At 66.0% G+C, this 18,290-nt stretch carries 18 protein-coding genes; 9 read left to right on the forward strand and 9 right to left on the reverse strand.

Annotation, left to right across the window (positions count from 1 at the left end):
• Window positions 1-30 precede the first annotated feature (30 nt).
• A complete protein-coding gene (locus RBJ75_RS00605) occupies window positions 31-639 on the forward strand; it encodes a GNAT family N-acetyltransferase (protein ID WP_044411172.1) in 609 nt (202 codons plus the stop codon).
• 4 nt (window positions 640-643) lie between these two features.
• Here RBJ75_RS00605 and RBJ75_RS00610 read toward each other — a convergent pair whose 3' ends face one another.
• Both RBJ75_RS00610 and RBJ75_RS00615 read right to left on the reverse strand, forming a co-directional pair.
• On the reverse strand, window positions 644-1,477 hold the full coding sequence (locus RBJ75_RS00610) for an enoyl-CoA hydratase-related protein (RefSeq protein ID WP_044411175.1): 834 nt from the start codon (window positions 1,475-1,477) through the stop codon (window positions 644-646).
• A gap of 52 nt (window positions 1,478-1,529) precedes the next feature.
• Window positions 1,530-2,240 carry an SDR family NAD(P)-dependent oxidoreductase gene (locus RBJ75_RS00615; protein WP_152647714.1) on the reverse strand — a complete coding sequence of 237 codons (711 nt, stop codon included), beginning with the start codon at window positions 2,238-2,240 and terminating at the stop codon, window positions 1,530-1,532.
• A gap of 257 nt (window positions 2,241-2,497) precedes the next feature.
• On the opposite strand from RBJ75_RS00615, the gene RBJ75_RS00620 reads away from it, so the two are divergent.
• Window positions 2,498-4,279, forward strand: a complete 1,782-nt coding sequence (locus RBJ75_RS00620; RefSeq protein WP_044411181.1) for an acyl-CoA dehydrogenase family protein — start codon at window positions 2,498-2,500, stop codon at window positions 4,277-4,279.
• 145 nt (window positions 4,280-4,424) lie between these two features.
• Window positions 4,425-5,513, forward strand: coding sequence for a Zn-dependent alcohol dehydrogenase (locus RBJ75_RS00625; RefSeq protein WP_044411183.1), 1,089 nt, complete (start codon window positions 4,425-4,427; stop codon window positions 5,511-5,513).
• Between the two features lie 16 nt (window positions 5,514-5,529).
• On the opposite strand, the gene RBJ75_RS00630 is transcribed toward RBJ75_RS00625, so the two are convergent.
• The gene (locus RBJ75_RS00630; protein ID WP_044411186.1) at window positions 5,530-6,216 is read right to left on the reverse strand and encodes a TetR/AcrR family transcriptional regulator; all 687 of its coding nucleotides are present in this window, start codon (window positions 6,214-6,216) and stop codon (window positions 5,530-5,532) included.
• Between the two features lie 127 nt (window positions 6,217-6,343).
• On the opposite strand from RBJ75_RS00630, the gene paaA reads away from it, so the two are divergent.
• The 5 genes from paaA to paaE all read left to right on the forward strand — a co-directional run bounded on the left by paaA (window position 6,344) and on the right by paaE (window position 10,169).
• Window positions 6,344-7,324 carry a 1,2-phenylacetyl-CoA epoxidase subunit PaaA gene (gene paaA, locus RBJ75_RS00635; protein WP_044411189.1) on the forward strand — a complete coding sequence of 327 codons (981 nt, stop codon included), beginning with the start codon at window positions 6,344-6,346 and terminating at the stop codon, window positions 7,322-7,324.
• Between the two features lie 31 nt (window positions 7,325-7,355).
• Entirely contained in the window at window positions 7,356-7,643 is a 288-nt protein-coding gene (gene paaB / locus RBJ75_RS00640) for a 1,2-phenylacetyl-CoA epoxidase subunit PaaB (RefSeq protein ID WP_044411192.1), read from the forward strand.
• 161 nt (window positions 7,644-7,804) lie between these two features.
• Window positions 7,805-8,581, forward strand: a complete 777-nt coding sequence (paaC, locus tag RBJ75_RS00645) for a 1,2-phenylacetyl-CoA epoxidase subunit PaaC (RefSeq protein ID WP_044411195.1) — start codon at window positions 7,805-7,807, stop codon at window positions 8,579-8,581.
• A complete protein-coding gene (paaD, locus tag RBJ75_RS00650; RefSeq protein ID WP_276156987.1) occupies window positions 8,575-9,078 on the forward strand; it encodes a 1,2-phenylacetyl-CoA epoxidase subunit PaaD in 504 nt (167 codons plus the stop codon). Before paaC ends, paaD begins: the two co-directional genes overlap by 7 nt.
• 2 nt (window positions 9,079-9,080) lie before the next feature.
• Window positions 9,081-10,169: a 1,2-phenylacetyl-CoA epoxidase subunit PaaE gene (paaE, locus tag RBJ75_RS00655; RefSeq protein WP_044416388.1), complete on the forward strand. Its 1,089-nt coding sequence runs from the start codon at window positions 9,081-9,083 to the stop codon at window positions 10,167-10,169.
• A gap of 172 nt (window positions 10,170-10,341) precedes the next feature.
• Here the strand turns inward: paaE and paaK are convergent, their stop codons facing one another.
• Both paaK and paaI read right to left on the reverse strand, forming a co-directional pair.
• Window positions 10,342-11,676 (reverse strand): phenylacetate--CoA ligase PaaK, encoded by a 1,335-nt coding sequence (gene paaK, locus RBJ75_RS00660; RefSeq protein ID WP_276156679.1) that lies wholly within the window; start codon window positions 11,674-11,676, stop codon window positions 10,342-10,344.
• Between the two features lie 5 nt (window positions 11,677-11,681).
• Complete coding sequence (gene paaI, locus RBJ75_RS00665; RefSeq protein ID WP_080901187.1) at window positions 11,682-12,092, reverse strand: hydroxyphenylacetyl-CoA thioesterase PaaI; 411 nt, start codon at window positions 12,090-12,092, stop codon at window positions 11,682-11,684.
• 293 nt (window positions 12,093-12,385) lie between these two features.
• On the opposite strand from paaI, the gene paaZ reads away from it, so the two are divergent.
• Entirely contained in the window at window positions 12,386-14,422 is a 2,037-nt protein-coding gene (gene paaZ, locus RBJ75_RS00670) for a phenylacetic acid degradation bifunctional protein PaaZ (RefSeq protein ID WP_044416091.1), read from the forward strand.
• A gap of 160 nt (window positions 14,423-14,582) precedes the next feature.
• Here paaZ and RBJ75_RS00675 read toward each other — a convergent pair whose 3' ends face one another.
• The 4 genes from RBJ75_RS00675 to RBJ75_RS00690 form a co-directional block, all read right to left on the reverse strand.
• A complete protein-coding gene (locus tag RBJ75_RS00675; protein WP_044417350.1) occupies window positions 14,583-15,530 on the reverse strand; it encodes a fatty acid desaturase family protein in 948 nt (315 codons plus the stop codon).
• A 46-nt stretch (window positions 15,531-15,576) separates the two neighbouring features.
• On the reverse strand, window positions 15,577-16,800 hold the full coding sequence (locus tag RBJ75_RS00680; protein ID WP_044417352.1) for a bifunctional alpha/beta hydrolase/OsmC family protein: 1,224 nt from the start codon (window positions 16,798-16,800) through the stop codon (window positions 15,577-15,579).
• Window positions 16,801-17,019: 219 nt separating this feature from the next.
• A complete protein-coding gene (locus RBJ75_RS00685; RefSeq protein ID WP_276156677.1) occupies window positions 17,020-17,682 on the reverse strand; it encodes a sulfite oxidase-like oxidoreductase in 663 nt (220 codons plus the stop codon).
• 27 nt (window positions 17,683-17,709) lie between these two features.
• Window positions 17,710-18,246 carry a histidine biosynthesis protein HisIE gene (locus RBJ75_RS00690; protein WP_160297975.1) on the reverse strand — a complete coding sequence of 179 codons (537 nt, stop codon included), beginning with the start codon at window positions 18,244-18,246 and terminating at the stop codon, window positions 17,710-17,712.
• Window positions 18,247-18,290 lie beyond the last annotated feature (44 nt).

Below are 18,290 nucleotides of genomic sequence, written 5' to 3' on the forward strand. Positions count from 1 at the left end.
ACCGAACTGGCGCAGCGCAGGGAGCGTTCGATGCTGGCATTGAATCTCGCCGACCTCGGCCGATACACCGACGTGGTGTTGCTGCGGACCGGAGCCGAACTTTCGCTGCGGTTCGCCGAGCCGGCCGACGCCGCCGCGCTGCGGGACTACTTTCGTTCGTTGTCAGCGGGCTCGCGCTACAATCGGCTGATGGGCGCGGCGCCGGAATTGCCGCAGACCCAGCTCGACAAATTTGTCCGCGCCGGCGACGGCGGAAGCTACTCGGTGCTGGCGACCGTGGCGCGCGGCGAGGACGACGCCATCATAGGCGAGGTCCGCTACGCCTATCATTCGGAGGCGGCGAGCGTCGAATTCGGCGTTTCGGTCGCCGACCGCTGGCACGGCCACGGCATCGGCACGGCGTTGCTGTCGAATCTGCAATGCCGAGCCGCGGCGCTCGGCGCCGTGCGGCTGTTCGGCGATACGCTGCGCTCCAACGGCGCGACGCTGGGTCTGGCGCGCAAGATGGGTTTTGCCTTCAGCCACTTCCCCGGCGACTGGAAGCAGGTGCGGCTGGAAAAAGCCATCGCCTTCGCGCCGCAGCAGATCCCTTGCGCCAGTTGGCGGCTCGCCGCGACCGGCGAGGCGAGGCCGCGCTGACCTTTCATTTCCCCTGGAACACTGCCGCGCGCTTGTCGATGAAGGCCTGCACCGCCTCGCGATGATCGGCCGTCATGGTGGCGCGTATTAGCCGTTCGGCTTCGTGGTCGCGCGCGGTGGCAAAGTCGAATGCCAGTGCCTCGTCGAGATTGTCTTTCATGTAGCGCAGCGCCAGCGTCGGTCCCGCCGCCATCGCCTGCGCCATCGCAAACGCCGCGGCTTGCAATTGATCGTCCGGCACCACGCGATTGACCAGCCCGATCGCCTCGCAGCGCCGCGCATCGACCTTCTCGGCGGTGAACATCAGTTCGCGCGCCCGCGCGGTGCCGACCAGCCGGGTCAGCAGCCAGGCGATGCCGTAATCGCCGCTTAGCGCCACCCGCAGATAACCGGTGGTGACGAACGCGGATTCCGCCGCGATCCGGATATCGCAGGCCATCGCGATCGCGAGCCCGGCGCCGGCGGCGGCGCCCGGAAGCGCCGCGATGGTCGGCTTGCGCACCGATACCAGCGCGCCGGTCAGCAGACGTTGGCGCTCCTGCAGATCCGCCACCTTGTCGTCGAGCGACATCGCCTGCCGCGCCGGATCGCGATGTGCGCCCATGCCCTTGACGTCGCCGCCGGCGCAGAACGCGGTGCCGGCGCCGGTGATCAGCAGGGCGCCGATCTCCGGATTCTCGCCGCAGCTCTTGATCATGCTGCGCAACGCCGGCGTCAGCCGATCCGACAGCGCGTTGCGGGCCTCGGGCCGGTTCAGGGTGATAATGGCGACGCGGTTGCGCACCACGCACAATAATTCGTCGGTGCCGGTGTCGATGGTGGTCTCGGTGCTGGACATGGTTTTCCTTGCGCGGTTGGTCCGCGTTCGCTGGTTGAACGGTTCGGCGCGGCTAGAATTTCTCGACCCAGGGCCGTAGCTCCAGCTCCCAGCTCCAGGCGCTGCGCGGCTGCTGCAGCACGTTCCAGTAGCTGAGCGCAATGGCGTCGGGGTCGAGCATCGAATCCGGTCGGCCTGCGGGCTCCATCCGCTCCGGTCGCGCCGTGCTGCGGATGCCGCCGTCGATCACGAAATGCGCGACATGAATGCCCTGCGGCGACAATTCGCGCGCCATCGCTTGCGCCAATCCGCGCAGCGCAAATTTGCCCATCGCGAACGGCGCCGATTGCGCATAGCCCTTGACGCTGGCCGAGGCCCCGGTGAACAGGATCGCGCCATGCGCCTGCGGCAGCATCCGCCGCGCTGCCTGTTGCGCCACCAGGAAGCCGCCGAAGCCGGAGACCGCGATCGCCTGCGCGACATCGGCGGCGACCAGATCGACAAAGGCGCCGCGAGCGCGGCCGCTGGCATTGTAGACCACGACATCGGGCGCGCCGAGATCGCGCTCGACCTCACCGAACAGCCGCTCGACCGCGCCCGCATCGGTGGCATCGCACGCATAAGCGCTGGCGCCGGTCTCGGCGCAGAGCGCGGCGAGCTTGTCGGCGTTGCGGGCGGCGAGCGCCACCTTGAGGCCCTGGCGCGCGAACAGCCGCGCCAGCGACGCGCTGAGCCCATCGCCGGCGCCGACGATCAGCGCGGTTTGGTACTTTGGAAGATTCACGGGCGTTTCCCTTCTCATCGTTGGTCAGGATCGGCGTGGAAGCCTCAACGCCAATTCCGTCAGGTGAAATGATTGACGTTGCGGCAAAAGATGCCGATTTTCCTGTCGTGAAAGCATCACCAGATTGCCCGAGCAAGGCGGCATTTCAGCGCCCAAATGCGATAGGTGTCGAAATTGAAGCGTCCGGCGATTGCATTCCTGGGTTCCTTTGTGGCTCACTTGGCCCGGACCGATCCATAACAAATAAAAGGTCACAAATGTTGGCAGGAAACAGGATTCAGCAGACGATCGATGCGCCGGCGCGTGCCAATCTGATCGCGCCCGATACTTCGGGCATGAATTTCTACCGCGCCGATCCGGCGCTGAGCGATCTGCTGCGCATCCATCTGCCGGCCAAGCTGTTTGCCCATATCGAACCGCATCTCGACCGGCTTGGCGCGCTATGCGGCGGTCCGCTCGACGAGGCGGCGCGGCTCGCCGACCGTCACGGCCCGGTGCTGCATCAGCGCGACCGCTTCGGCCGCGACGCGCAATATATCGAGTATCACCCGGCCTATCGCGAGCTGGAGGACGCCGCCTTCGGCGAGTTCGGTATTCACGCGCTGTCGCACCGCAAGGGCATCATGGGCTGGCCCGACACCTATCCGGTGGTGGCCAAGCACGCCTTCACCTTCCTGTTCAACCAAGCCGAATTCGGCATGGGCTGCCCGATCAACGTCACCGACGGCGCCGCCAAGCTGCTGTCGAACTACGGCGACGCCGCGCTGAAGGAGAAATATCTCGACGGCCTGACCCAGACCGACATCACCAAGCTGACGCAAGGCGGTCAGTTCATGACCGAGAAGGAGGGCGGCTCCGACGTCGGCACGCTGACCACGACCGCGGTGCAGGAGGGGGATCATTGGCGCCTCACCGGCGAGAAATGGTTCTGCTCCAATGCCGACGCCAAAGTGGTGATGCTGCTGGCGCGGCCGCAAGGCGCTGGCCCCGGCACCCGCGGCGTCGGCCTGTTCCTGATGCCGCGCTTTCTCGACGACGGCGCGCCCAATTATTATCGGATCGTGCGGCTGAAGGACAAGCTGGGCACCCGTTCGATGGCCTCGGGCGAGATCAAGCTGGAAGGCGCGATCGCCTACGCGGTCGGCCGACTCGACCGCGGCTTCGCCCAGATGGCCGAGATGGTGAATTCGTCGCGGCTGTCGAACGGCGTCAAGTCGACCGCCTTGATGCGCCGCGCGCAGCACGATGCCATGGCGGTGGCGCGCGGCCGCGTGGTGTTCGGTAGCCGCATCGTTGATCTGCCGCTGGCGCGGCGGCAATTGCTGAAGATCATGCTGGCGACCGAGCAGGCGCTGTCGATGAGCTTCCTCACCGCCGACGCGCTCGATCGCGCCGAGGCCGGCAGCCAGGACGCCGCGGCGCTGCTGCGGATTCTGACGCCGACGCTGAAATTCCGCGCCACCCGCGACGCCCGCAAGGTCTGCGGCGACGCTTTGGAGATGCGCGGCGGCATCGGCTATGTCGAGGAATTCGCCACCGCGCGGCTGTTGCGCGACGCCCATCTCGGCTCGATCTGGGAAGGCACCGGCAATATCGTGGCGATCGACGCGCTCAAGCGCGCCGTCGGCCGCCACGGCGCGGAATCGGCGCTGGCCGCCGATCTGCATGCCAGGCTCGATGATTGCGCCAGCGTGCCCCAGGCCTGGCGCGACCGGCTGCGCGCTCTGGTCGACCAATCGATTGGCTTTGCCCGCGAGGTCGCCGGGCGTGCCGAGAACGAGGCCGATGCGCGCCGCGCCACCAGCACATTGTATCATGTCGCCAGCGCGGTGGCGTTAGCCTGGGAAGGCGCGCGGATCGACGCGATGCGTGGCGACGCCCGCCGGGTGCTGCTGTCGCGGTTGGTGGTCGATCATCGCCTGCACGCGCCCGATCCGTTCGCGCTCAGCAACGGCGCCACCGAATTCGCCATCGCCGAATTGCTGCTCGGCGACGATTCCGCCGGCATGAAGGAGGTGGGAGCGCTGCTGACGGCGTGATGCCCATGCTTGTCGACGTCATTGCGAGGAGCGCAGCGACGAAGCAATCCAGTCTTTCCTTGTCGCCCTGGATTGCTTCGCTTCGCTCGCAATGACGGACCTACGCTGAACTACAAAAACAAATCAATGAAGCGAGGAAACACCGATGAAGGCCGCCGTACTCCACGAAGTCAACAAGCCGCTGGTGATCGAAGACGTCAGCGTGCAGAAGCCAGGGCCGCGCGAGGTGCTGATCCGCACCACGGTGGCGGGGCTGTGCCATTCCGATCTGCATTTCATGGAGGGGCTGTATCCGCATCCGCTGCCGGCGGTGCTGGGCCATGAATCGGCCGGCGTGGTCGAGCAGGTCGGCTCCGACGTCACCTACGTGCAGCCGGGCGATCATGTCGTCACTTGCCTCTCGGTGTTTTGCGGCACCTGCGACAATTGCTCGACCGGGCGGCCGGTGCTGTGCACCGACACCACGGTGAAGCTGTTGCCAGGCGTCTCCAACCGCTTGAGCTGGGCGCGCTCGGAAAAGCTCAATCAGTTCTTGAATCTCTCCTCCTTCGCCGAGCAGATGCTGGTGCACGAAAACGCCATCGTCAAAATCCGCCGCGACATGCCGCTCGATCTCGCCGCTTTGATCGGCTGCGGCGTCATCACCGGCTTCGGCGCGGTGGTCAACACCGCCAAGGTTGCGCCGGGCGAAACCGTCGCGGTGATCGGCTGCGGCGGCGTCGGCATGGCGGCGATCAACGGCGCCGAGATCGCCGGCGCCGGGCGTATCATCGCCATCGACACCAATCCGGCAAAGCTGCAGCTTGCCACCAAGCTCGGCGCCACCGATATCGTCGATCCCGCCAATGGCGACGTGGTGCAGCAGGTCCGCGATCTGACCAATGGCGGCGTCCATCACGCCTTCGAGGTTCTGGGCCGCAAGGAGACCGCCGAGCAGGCCTTCGCGATGCTGGCGCCCGGCGGCACCGCGACCATTGTCGGCATGATTCCGTTCGGCCAGAAGATCGAGCTACACGGCTTCGACTTCCTACGCGAGCGCCGCATCCAGGGCTCGTCGATGGGCTCCAACCATTTCCGCGTCGACATGCCGCGACTGGTCGAATTCTATCTGCGCGGCCGGCTGCATCTCGATGACTGGATCTCGGCGCGGCTGAAGCTGAGCGAGATCAACGAAGGCTTTGCCAATATGAAGGCCGGCAAGACGGTGCGCAGCGTGATCATGTTCGACGCCTGAGGCGCCGGTCGCGGCGCTAGCCGGCGCGCCCGGCCAGCGCCGCGCGTGACCTGTCGGCCTTCTTTCGCACCGGCGCGCCATTGGGCATCATGCCCGGCGCGATCGCCGCCATCGCCGGTTCGGCGCCGGAGACGACGAGGCCGGTGACCATTCTGGCGTAGGTCTCGCGGGTGATGCCCTTGCCGTCGCGAAACCACAGATAGTGCCAGTTCAGCATGCCGAACAGCGACATCGTCAGCGGCTTCAACAGCTCCGGCTTGTCGGCGGCGGCGGGGACCGCGTTGGCGATGGCGTCCGACACCACTGCGACCATCCGGCGTTCCAGCGCCTTCAGTGATTCCTGCTGCGCCGGCGGCAGCAGCTTCAGGCTCGAGATCTGCACCTGATGCTCGGCATCGGCGCCGCGATAGGCTTCGAGCAGCGCGGCCGAAATCGCAAACAGCCTTTGTTCGGCGTCGCCCTCCGACGCCGCCGCACTATCCACAACGGCGAGGAGCTGTTGCAGATGATCCGACAGCAGGTCGAACAGCACCGCGTCCTTGGAGCTGTAATAGTGATACATCAGCGCCTTGGAGACGCCGCAGGCGTCGGCGATCATGGTGATCGAGGTGCCGGTATAGCCGTGCTCGGCGAATAGTTTTGCCGAGCGGCTCAGAATTCCGAGCCGCTTCTGGTCGTAGTCATTCGCTCGCGTTCGCGCCATGCCGCGCTCAACCTTCCTGCCGCAGTGCGTCACAAACGAACCGCCTATTGCCCGTTGGCAGCCTTGCATTGACCGTCCAATTGGTCAATTATATTCCACCACGTTGCCCGGCTCAAGGAGATCGGTGATGTACACCCAGGCGCTCAACAGCTCCGATGGCGATGACCGCAGCCTCGAGGATGCCGGCCGCGCGGCGCGGTTTCAGGCGCGGATCGACGCCGAGGAGCGGATCGAGCCGAATGACTGGATGCCGGCGGCCTATCGCCGGACGCTGACGCGGCAGATCTCGCAGCACGCCCATTCGGAAATCGTCGGCATGCTGCCGGAGGGCAATTGGATCACCCGCGCGCCGTCGCTGCGCCGCAAGGCCGCTCTGCTCGCCAAGGTGCAGGACGAATGCGGTCATGGCCTTTATCTCTACGCCGCCGCGGAGACGCTCGGCTCCTCGCGCGAGGAACTGGTCGACCTGATGCTGAGCGGCAAGGCGAAGTATTCGTCGATCTTCAACTACCCGACCCTGACCTGGGCCGATATCGGCGCGATCGGCTGGCTGGTCGACGGCGCGGCGATCATGAACCAGATCCCGCTGTGCCGCTGCTCCTACGGCCCCTATGCGCGGGCGATGATCCGGGTCTGCAAGGAAGAATCGTTCCATCAGCGCCAGGGCTACGAGATCATGCTGACGCTGGCGCGCGGCTCCGCCGAGCAAAAGGCGATGGCGCAGGATGCGCTTAATCGCTGGTGGTGGCCATGCCTGATGATGTTCGGCCCGCCCGATCAGGCCAGCCAGCACAGTGACGCCTCGACGCGCTGGAAGATCAAGCGCTTTTCCAATGACGAGCTGCGGCAGAAATTCGTCGATGCCACGGTGCCGCAGGCGCATTATCTCGGCCTCACGATCCCGGATCCCGCCATGACCAAGGATGAAGCCGGGCATTGGCGCTACGGCGCCATCGATTGGGACGAATTCAACCAGGTGCTCGCCGGCAATGGTCCCTGTAATAAGGATCGGCTGGCGGCGCGGCGTAAGGCCCATGACGACGGCGCCTGGGTGCGCGAGGCGGCGGTCGCTTACGCAGCCAAGCGCAAGAACAGACAAGCGGCTTAAAGCCGCGTCACGACAGGTCAGGGAGGTTTTGATGAGCACGCCCAACATGGCGCTGTGGGAAGTCTTCATTCGCAGCCGGAACGGGCTGGCGCACAAACATGTCGGCTCGCTGCACGCGCCCGATGCCACGCTGGCGCTGCAGGCCGCGCGCGACCTCTATACGCGGCGCGGCGAGGGGCTGTCGATCTGGGTGGTGCCGTCGAACGCCATCACCGCCTCGGACCCGGCCGACAAGGAGATGCTGTTCGAGCCCGCCGAATCCAAGATCTATCGCCATCCGACCTTCTACGACGTGCCCGACGAGGTCGGGCATATGTGAGTCTCGTCGTCGTCATTGCGAGCCGAGGCCGGTGCATCGCGCCGTCCGACAGCGAAGCAATCCAGGGGCTGCAAGCGACGACTGGATTGCTTCGTCGCAAGAGCTCCTCGCAATGACGGAGCAACCGTTCCAGCTTATCGGCACAAGGACGTTGATCAAGCATGCCCGCCACCTCGATCGAGATCGCCGACGACCCGCTGTTCACCTACGCGCTGCGCCGCGCCGATGACGCGTTGATCATCGGCCATCGGCTGTCGGAATGGTGCGGACATGCGCCGATGCTGGAGGAGGACATGGCGCTGGCCAATATCGCGCTCGACCTGCTCGGCCAGGCCCGCGAACTCTATCAATACGCCGCCAAAGTTGAAGGCAAAGGCAATGACGAGGATCGCCTCGCTTATCTGCGCGACGAGCGGCAGTACCGCAATCTGCTGCTGGCCGAACAGCCCAATGGCGATTTCGCCCGCACCATCACCCGGCAATTGTTCTACTCGGCCTTCGCCGATCCGTATTGGCGGGCGATGATGGCCTCCAACGATCCAACGCTGGCGGCGATCGCGGCGAAATCCGAAAAGGAGAGCGCCTATCATCTGCGCCATGCCGCCGAATGGATGATCCGGCTCGGCGACGGCACCGATGAGAGCCATGACCGCGCGCAGCAGGCGGTCGAACATCTGTGGGCGTTCACCGGCGAGATGTTCGAGGCCGACGCCGGCGAGCGCGGGCTGATCGATGCCGGCATCGCCATCGATCCGGCCAGCCTGCGCGCGCAATGGACCGCGACGATTTCCGCGGTGCTGACCGAGGCGACGCTCGCCGTGCCGAGCAATGGTTGGATGCAGCAGGGCGGGCGCGCCGGCCGCCACAGCGAACATCTCGGCCATCTGCTGGCCGAATTGCAATATACCCAGCGGGCCTTTCCGGGGCTGACATGGTGACGCTCGCACTCAGCGATTGCGACCTGCGCCAGCGCGCCTGGGACGCCGCCGCAAGCGTGGTCGATCCAGAAATCCCGGTGTTGAGCATTGCCGATCTCGGTGTGCTGCGCGACGTCTCGGTGCATGACGGCAAGGTCGAGGTCGCGATCACGCCGACCTATTCGGGCTGCCCGGCGATGACCATGATCGCGCTGGAGGTCGAGCTGGCGCTGGCGCGCGAAGGCTTTGCCGACGCCCGGGTCCGCATCGTGCTGGCGCCGGCCTGGACCACCGACTGGATGAGCGACGACGGTCGTCGCAAACTGCAGGATTACGGCATCGCGCCGCCGCAGCCGGCGTCCGGCCGCCGCGCATTGTTCGGCGTCGAGCAGGTGGCGTGTCCGCAATGCGGCTCGCTCGAGACCGAGGTGCTGTCCGAATTCGGCTCGACCTCCTGCAAGGCGCTGTGGCGTTGCAAGGCCTGCCGTGAACCGTTCGACTACTTCAAGTGTCATTGACCATGAACATCGCCGCATCGATTCCCCGTTTTCATCCGCTGACCATCAGCGACCTGCGCCGCGAGTCCAGCGACGCGATCTCGCTGGCCTTCACGATTCCGCCCGAGCTCGCCGATCTTTATCGCTTCGCGCCGGGGCAATATCTGACCCTGCGCACCCAGATGGACGGCGAGGAGGTGCGGCGCTCCTATTCGATCTGCTCCGGTCCCGACGACGGCGAATTGCGGATCGCGGTGAAGAAGGTCGATGGCGGCGCGTTTTCTGTCTGGGCGAACGACGAGCTGAAGACCGGCGACAGCATCGAGGTGATGACGCCGACCGGGCGGTTCGGCGTCGCGCACGCGCCGGACGACGTCCGCACCTATGTGGGCTTCGCCGCCGGATCCGGCATCACCCCGCTCCTGTCGCTGCTCAAGGGCGTGCTGGCGCGCGAGCCGCATAGCCGGTTCTTTCTGTTCTATGGCAATCGCTCGACGGATCACATCCTGTTTCGCGACGCGCTCGAAGACCTCAAGGACCGCCACATGCAGCGGCTGTCGGTGTTCCATGTGATCTCGCAGGAGGAGCAGGACGTCCCCGTGATGCAGGGCCGGCTCGACGCCGAGAAGGTCAAGCTGCTGCTGCGCGCGATCGTGCCGGCGTCGAGCGTCGATCACGTCTTCATCTGCGGCCCGACCGGAATGAGCGACGACGTCGAGGCGGCCTGCCGCGACCTTGGCATCGCCGAGGATCGCATCCATGTCGAACGCTTCGTCTCCGGCCTCGGCGGCAAGCCGCGGCCGAAAGCGCCGATCGTGCCTGGCGCGCCGCCGAAGGCGATGGCGACGCTGACCATCGACGGCAAGACCCGCGAGATCCCCGTCGCAGAAGGAGAGTCGATCCTCGACGCCGCGCTACGCGCCGGCATGGACCTGCCCTTCGCCTGCAAGGGCGGCATGTGCTCGACCTGCCGCGCCAAGCTGGTCGAGGGCGAGGCCAGGATGGAGCTGAACTACTCGCTGGAGCCGTGGGAAACCCAGGCCGGCTTCATTCTGACATGTCAGGCGCGGCCGCTGACCGACAAGGTCGTGGTGGACTACGATCATCTGTAGATCGGTCCTGAAGGCGGCGCGCCCGCCCTCTTATCCCTCCCCCTTGCGGGGAGGGTGGCCCGGCGGAGCGCAGCGAAGCCGGGTCGGGTGGGGGTGGCCACAAGCGCGGTGCGCGCCGCACCCCGGCCTCCGCAAGGGGAGGGACAACCGCAGCTCATCGATCACGCATCGCTCACTCCTTCGGCCGCTTGTCATACACCCGCCTTGCCTTGCCGAGCGAGCGCTCCAGCGTGTCGGGCGCCACCACCTTGATCGCCGCGGTGATGCCGATGGTGTTCTTGATATAGGCGGCGACGCGTTCGGCGTGCGGCATCATGCCGGCGCCGTCCCAGGCCTCGGGGCGGGCCTCGGCCAGCACGGTCATTTCGTCCATCCGGCCGCTGCGGGTCAGCTCGATGACGAAATGGCCGCCGCACCATTGGGTGCCGAGCAGCACTTCCTCGATCTGGGTTGGAAACACATTGACGCCGCGCAAGATGATCATGTCGTCGGAGCGGCCGGTGATCTTTTCCATCCGCCGCATTCCGGGTCGCGCCGTGCCCGGCAGCAACCGGGTCAGGTCGCGGGTGCGATAGCGGATGATCGGGAACGCCTGCTTGGTCAGCGAGGTGAACACCAGCTCGCCCTTCTCGCCTTCGGGTAACACGGCGCCGCTGTCGGGATCGACCACTTCGGGGAAGAAATGATCCTCCCAGACATGCAGCCCATCCTTGGTCTCGATGCATTCCTGCGCGACGCCGGGTCCGATCACTTCGGACAGGCCATAGATGTCGGTGGCATCGAGGTCGAAGGCCTGCTCGATTTCGGCGCGCATCGCATTAGTCCAGGGCTCGGCGCCGAAAATGCCGAATTTCAACGATGATTTGCGCGGATCGAGCTTCTGCCGCTTGAACTCGTCGAGGATCACCAGCATGTAGCTCGGCGTCACCGTGATGATGTCGGGGCGAAAATCATTGATCAGCTGCACCTGCCGCTCGGTCATGCCGCCCGACACCGGGACCACGGTGCAGCCGAGCTTCTCGGCGCCGTAATGCGCCCCGAGCCCGCCGGTGAACAGGCCGTAGCCATAGGCGTTGTGCATGATCATGCCGCTGCGGCCGCCGGCGGCGCGGATCGAGCGCGCCATCACGGTCGACCACGTCTCGATGTCGGCCTGGGTGTAGCCGGCCACGATCGGCTTGCCGGTGGTACCGGACGAGGCGTGGATGCGCACGACTTGCTCGCGCGGCACCGCGAACAATCCGAACGGGTAGTTGTCGCGTAGATCGGTTTTCACCGTGAACGGAAAATTGGCAAGGTCCGACAGCTGCTTGAGATCCGACGGATGCACGCCCCTGGCGTCGAACGCCGCTTTGTAATGCGCGACATTGTCGTAGGCGTGTTGCAGCGTCCAGCGCAGCCGTTTGAGCTGCAACGCCATGATCTCGTCGCGCGAGGCGCGCTCGGCGTCGTCGAGCAGCGGCGTGTAATGCGATGCCGACTTGATTTGCGGATTGCCTGACGCCATCGCCGTCATCCTTTGTCAGCATTTGGGTTGGGTTCGGACGGCAGCAACGCGCCGCCGATGCTGCGGGAATGGCCGCGCAGCTCGGCGATGGTGACGCCGTTCGAGGTGACGCGAATGTCGTAAATTCCGGAGCGACCGCTGCGCGAGATCTCGCGCGCATGGGCGATGAGGCGATCGCCGAGCCTGCCGGGACGGATGAAGCTGATGTTGCCTTGCGCCGCCACGGTGCGCTCGTCGTATGAGTTGCAGGCGAAGGCAAAGGCCGAATCCGCCAGGGTGAAGATAAAGCCGCCATGGGCGATGCCATGGCCGTTGACCATCGCGGCGGTGATGGTCATCGCCAGCGTCGCGGAGCCGGCGCTCACCGCGACGATCTCCATGCCGAGGCCCTTGCTGGCGTGGTCGTCCTGCCACATCGCCTCGGCGCAGGCGCGCGCCAGATCGTCGGGCGACAGGGTTGCCGTGACGGTCACATCGCCCTCCCGGATGGCTCGCAGACATGCTGGGCGAGCAGGGCATCGACGTGGCGCGCCCCCCGATCATCGATCAGGACCTGGTCCATGATTGCCTCCCTGACGTCCGGGCTCTTGCAAGCCTCTTGAATTAAACGATCGGTCAGTCAATTATTCACCGGCACGTCCATCGTGTCAACGGTCCCGACTGGCGTCAATTCGGCCTCGGGCGCGACAAGAAAAACCGGGAGGAAGGAATGACCATCACCTTGCAGAGCCTGGCGCTGGATCACTGGGTCGAGGCCGCCGGCGGATTTGTCGGGATCGACAGCGCGGTCGATGGCGCCATCGTGGCGCGTGCCTCCAGCGCCGGGCTGGATTTCGCCGCGATGGCGAAGTATGCGCGCGAGGTCGGCGGTCCCGCGCTGCGCCAACTCAGCTTTCATCAGCGCGCCGATCTGCTGCGGGCGCTCGCCGCCTATCTCACTGAGCGCAAGGAGCCGCTCTATCGGCTCGCCATCGACACTGGCGCCAACCGCCGCGACAACGCCATCGACATCGACGGCGGGCTGATGACGCTGTCGGCCTACGCGTCGCGCGGCCGCCGCGATCTGCCCGACGCCAAATTCGTCACCGAGGGCGACGTCGAAGCGCTGTCAAAGCGCGGCGGTTTCGTCGGCCAGCACATCCTGTCGCCGCTGCGCGGTGTCGCCGTGCATATCAACGCTTTCAATTTTCCGTGCTGGGGCCTACTGGAAAAACTGGCGCCGGCGCTGCTGGCCGGCGTGCCGGTGATCGTCAAGCCCGCGACCGCGACCGCCTATGTGGCCGAGGCGCTGGTCCGGCTGATCCACCAATCCGGCCTGTTGCCCAAGGGCGCGCTGCAACTGATCTGCGGCGGCACCGGCGATCTGCTGGATCATCTGGGCGGCCAGGACGTCATCTCCTTCACCGGCTCGATCGAAACCTCCGACAGGCTGCGCAGCCATCCCAACATCGCCCGGCATTCGATCCGTTTCATCGCCGAACGCGACTCGTTGAACGCCGCGATGCTCGGCCCGGATGTGACGCCGGAGGCGCCCGAATTCGACCTGTTCATCCGCGAAGTGGTGCGCGAGATGACCGTCAAGGCCGGGCAGAAATGCACCGCGATCCGTCGCATTCTGGTGCCGCGCGCGTTGGAAGGGCAGGTGATCACTGCGCTGCAGGCGAAACTCGCCGAGGTCAAGCTCGGCGATCCGCGCCGCGACGATCACGCGATGGGGCCGCTGGTCAGCCGTGGACAGCGCGACTCGGTGCGCGCCCAGATTGCGATCCTGCAAAGCGAGGCCGAGATCGTGTTCGGCGATCCGGCGCAATCCGCCGCCGATGGCGTCGATAGCAAGGCCGGCGCCTATCTCGCGCCGGTGCTGCTGCGCGCGACCGATCCGATGACGGCGAAACGGATTCACGACACCGAAGCCTTCGGCCCGGTCGCCACTTTGATCGCCTATGACGATGTCGACCAGGCGATCGAATTGATCCGGCGCGGCGAGGGCAGCCTGGTGGCCTCGCTGTTCACTTACAACCGCGCGGTCGCCGAAGCCGTGCTGCTCGGCATCGCACCGTGGCATGGCCGCCTTTTGATCATCGACCGCGACTGCGCTGCCGAATCCACCGGCCATGGCTCGCCATTGCCGCAATTGTTGCATGGCGGCCCCGGTCGCGCCGGCGGCGGCGAGGAGCTCGGCGGGCTGCGCAGCGTGGTTCACTACATGCAGCGCACCGCGGTGCAGTGTTCGCCGGCGCGGCTGGCGGCGCTGACCGGGGTGTGGGGCAAAGGCGCGCCGGCGCCGCTGGCGGCCGAGCATCCGTTCAAGCGCGATTATGATCATCTGGCGATCGGCGACAGCATCGAGACCGCCAGCCGGCCGATCACGCTCGACGATATCGAGCACTTCGCCGCATTCACCGGCGACAATTTCTACGCCCATATGGACGAGGCCGCCGCCAAGGCCAATCCGTTCTTCCCCGGCCGCGTCGCCCATGGCTATCTCATTCTGGCCTTCGCAGCCGGGCTGTTTGTCGATCCGGCGCCCGGGCCGCTGCTGGCGAATTACGGCCTCGACAATCTGCGCTTCCTCAAGCCGGTGTCGCCCGACGACACCATCCGGGTGAAACTGACGGTGAAGCAGAAATCGCCGGCGCGCAAACCCGACTATGGCGAGGTGCGCTGGGACGTCGAGGTGTTCAACCAGAACGACGAGCCGGTGGCCCGCTACGATCTGCTGACCATGAGCGCGCGGGCGGCGTAGCGCGGCGCTTCCACTCCGCCTGTCATTCCGATGCGCGAGGCCGCAGGCCGAGCGAACCCGGAATCTTGCGCCGGGCGCCTGTCGCGCAATTTGCTGCCGCGAGATTCCGGGTTCGCTCACGGCTGACGCCGTTCGCGCCCCGGAATGACGAGTGGCGTCGTCAGCCCCGCGCCGTCGCCAGCCTCAGCACGTCGAGATAGGATGGCGCGACCTCGACGCGTGCGAGCAGCGCCTTGTCGCGCAGCAATCGGTGCACGCCCGGCAGATTGTAGCAGGGCAGATACATGAACAGATGATGTTCGGCGTGGTAATTGACCCAATAGGGTGCCACCAAGAGCCGCTCCAGCGGCGACGCCAGCGTGGTGCGGGCGTGGCTGAACGGATCGGGGCCGGTCGAGGTGCAGGCATGCTCGGCGATGTTGCGCACCCGCGTCACCAGCGGCAGCCAGCTCGCCATCGCCACAACCCAGACGCCGACGAACCAGATGCCCGCGCCGCATAGCCAGAACAGCACGAACAGCCCGGCATTGAAGCCGAGGAACCGCGCCATCTTGTCGGCGCCGCTGGCGACGAAACTTTCATGCGAGACCTCGCCGTCGGCGGCCTTGCGCCGGAACAGCGATAAAAACAACGGCAGCCGCTGCTTGACGAAGGTCTGGCCGGTGAGATCGCGGATCGCCTTGCGGGCGAAACTGTCCTTGCCGATCGGGAACGGCGCCGATAGCGACAGGTCCGGGTCCTCGGGCTGCTGGGTGAATTTATGATGCTGCAGATGATAGGAGCGATAGCTCGCCAGATCGGCGCCGACCGGCACCGCGCATAGCCATTGCCCGATCCATTCATTGATCGTCTGGTTGCGGTGCAGCCCGCCATGGGCGGCCTCGTGCATCAGGATGGCGAGGCCGAGTTGCCGGGTGCCGACGATCATCACCGCGACCAGCCAGGTCAGCGGATTCGGCCACCACGTCACCAGCGCGATCGCAGCCGCGATGGTGCCCCAGGCGTGCGCCACCAGCCACAGGCCGCGCAGTGAGGAGCGGCGCGTCAGCCGGGCCCATTCCTCCGCCGAGAATATTGTTTTCGGATCGACGCGCGCGACCGCGGGCATGCGACACTCCCGTTTTCCGTACTATCGCGCCGGGCGCGGCGCGCCGTCAATCCGCGGCGCGGGTGACGATGCTGATCTCGGAGTGCAGGGTGCGGTGCACCGGGCATTTGTCGGCGATCTCCATCAGCTTGCTGCGCTGCTCGGCGTCGAGCGTGCCCTCGATCGCGATCACCCGTTCGATCCGGTCGAGCAGGCCGGATTTGGTCTCGCATTCGGCGCAGTCCTCGGCGTGGAGCTTGGCGTGGTTGAGCGTCACCGTGACGCGGTCGAGCGGCAGCGCCTTGCGCTCGGCATACATCCGCATTGTCATCGCCGTGCAAGCGCCGAGGCTGGCGAGGAGCAGGTCATAGGGCCCCGGCCCGGAATCGGCCCCGCCGACCGCGACCGGCTCGTCGGCGAGCAGGCGATGCGGTCCCACCGACACCATCTGCTGGAACTTGCCCTCGCGGGTCTCCTGCACAATGACCTGGCGCGGCACCTCGGGCGCGCCAACGACGGCGGGTGGCGCGACCGGCTCGATATAGCGCTGCGCCCAGGCGGCGATCATGTCGGCGACATAGAGCCCGTCACGCTTGTCGCTGAGCAGATGGTCAGCGCCGGCCAGCGAGACGAAGCTCTTGGGATGCTTGGCGACGACGAAGATCCTGGTGGCGTTGTCGATGCCGACAGTGTCGTCGGTCGGCGCGTGCATCACCAGCAGCGCCTTGTGCAGCGACGCCACCCGATCCAGCAGCTTGTGCTCGGCAATGTCGTCGAGGAATTCGCGCGTGATGGTGAAGGGGCGGCCGGCGAGCGCGACCTCGCCTTTGCCATCCTGGCGGATGGCGTCGATATGTTCGGCGAACAACCCGGTGACATGCGCCGGATCGGACGGCGCGGCGATCGTCGCGACCGCCTTGGCTTCGGGAATGCGGTGGGCTGCCGCCAGCACCGCGGCGCCGCCAAGGCTGTGGCCGATCAGCAGCGTCGGCGCCTGACGGGTCTCGCGCAGGTGATCGGCGGCGAGCACCAGATCGGCAACGTTTGACGAGAAGGTCGAATTGGCGAAGTCGCCCTCGCTCGAGCCGAGCCCGGTGAAGTCGAACCGCAGCACCGCGATGCCATGCGCCGTTAGCTGCGCAGCGATCCGACGCGCCGCCAGCACGTCCTTGCCGCAGGTGAAGCAATGCGCGAACAGCGCAAAGGCCGTGGGCTCGCCATCCGGCAGGTCGAGCGAGGCGGAGAGCTGGTGGCCACCGATCCCGGGGAATTGAAAGCGTTCGATCGGCATGGCTGGCTCCGTTTCAGTCTGTGTTTCGTATCGTCATTCCGGGGCGCGAGCAGCAAAGCTGCGAGTGAACCTGGAATCCAGCCCCTGGCGCAGATGCTCTCGACGGTGATACGCATACGCGGCACTGCGGCGTATGGATTCCGGGACTGCGCTCCAGCCGGCCTCGCCGACTGCAGCGTATCCCGGAATGACGAACGTGAAGCTGTCCCTGCGGAACGCTCAATCACCCGAATAGCGTTGCTCCTGCCACGGGTCGCCGCGGTTGTGATAGCCGCGCACTTCCCAGTAGCCGGGCGCATCGGCGTCGAGGAACTCGATGCTCTGCAGCCACTTCGCGCTTTTCCAGAAATACAGATGCGGCACCACCAGCCGCACCGGGCCGCCATGCTCCTGGGCCAGCGGCGCCCCGGACCAGCTATGGGCCAGCAGCGCGTCCGCGGCGGCGAAATCCTCCAGCGCCAGATTGGTGGTGTAGCCGTCATGGCTATGCAGCACCACGAAACGAGCCTCGGGATGCGGCTGGCAGGCCTCGAGCAACTCGCTTGTCGCCAGCCCCTGCCATTGATTGTCGTAGCGCGACCAGGTGGTGACGCAATGGATGTCGGAGGTGATGTCCGCCTGCGGCTGCGCGGTGAATTGGGCGAAGTCCCAGAACAGCGGATTGGCGACCGCGCCATAGACGTCGAGCCGCCAGCGCTCGCGCGCAATCTGCGGCGACAGGCCGAGGTCGAGCACCGGCCAGTCGCGGGTCAGATGCTGTCCGGGCGGCAGCCGCTGCTCCTGCGGCCGCGCCACCTGACCGGTGAGGAACTTGCCCTCGCGCGCCCAGCGCTGCTTGCTGAGCGTCAGCTTGGACTTGGGCGGCTCGTTGTCGTCGGTCATGGCGGTTGCCCTCGTGACCGCGGCTGCCTAGCGCTTCGTGCTTTTCTTTGTGCTCTTCTTTGCAGCCTTCTTGACGGTCTTCTTGGCAGACTTGGTCGCGGCCTTTGCAGCCTTGGATGCTTTCTTGGCGGTCGTCTTGGCGGCCTTGGTGGTCTTCTTGGCGGCCTTTTTCACCGTCTTCTTGACGGTCTTGGCTTTGGCCGCGGTCTTGGCGCCTGCCTTGGCTGTCTTGGCCTTGACCGCCTTCACGGCTTTCTTGACGGCCTTCTTTGCTGTCTTGGTTGCCTTCTTGGCGCTGCTCTTGGCCGGCTTCGACGGCGACTTGGTTGCGGGCTTGGCGACCGCGGGCGACGGCTGGGGCGCGGCCTTGACCTTCTTCGCCGCCGGTTTGCCGGTCCGGGCCGACTTCGGCTTGGCTTTGCCGGCCACCGTATCGGCGGCGGTCTTGGCCGCGGATTTGGTCAGCGCCGCGGCGCCATCGATCACGGCATCGATCAGCACATGCATCAGCGGCTTGTCCGACTCGTCGTGGGTCGACAATTCGCTACTCTTCTCGGTGTCCATGTTCGCCTCCAGGAATGAGCGTTCAAGCTAACGGAATTCGCCAA

It is taken from the genome of Rhodopseudomonas sp. BAL398 (assembly GCF_033001325.1).
Classification (GTDB): domain Bacteria; phylum Pseudomonadota; class Alphaproteobacteria; order Rhizobiales; family Xanthobacteraceae; genus JARJEH01.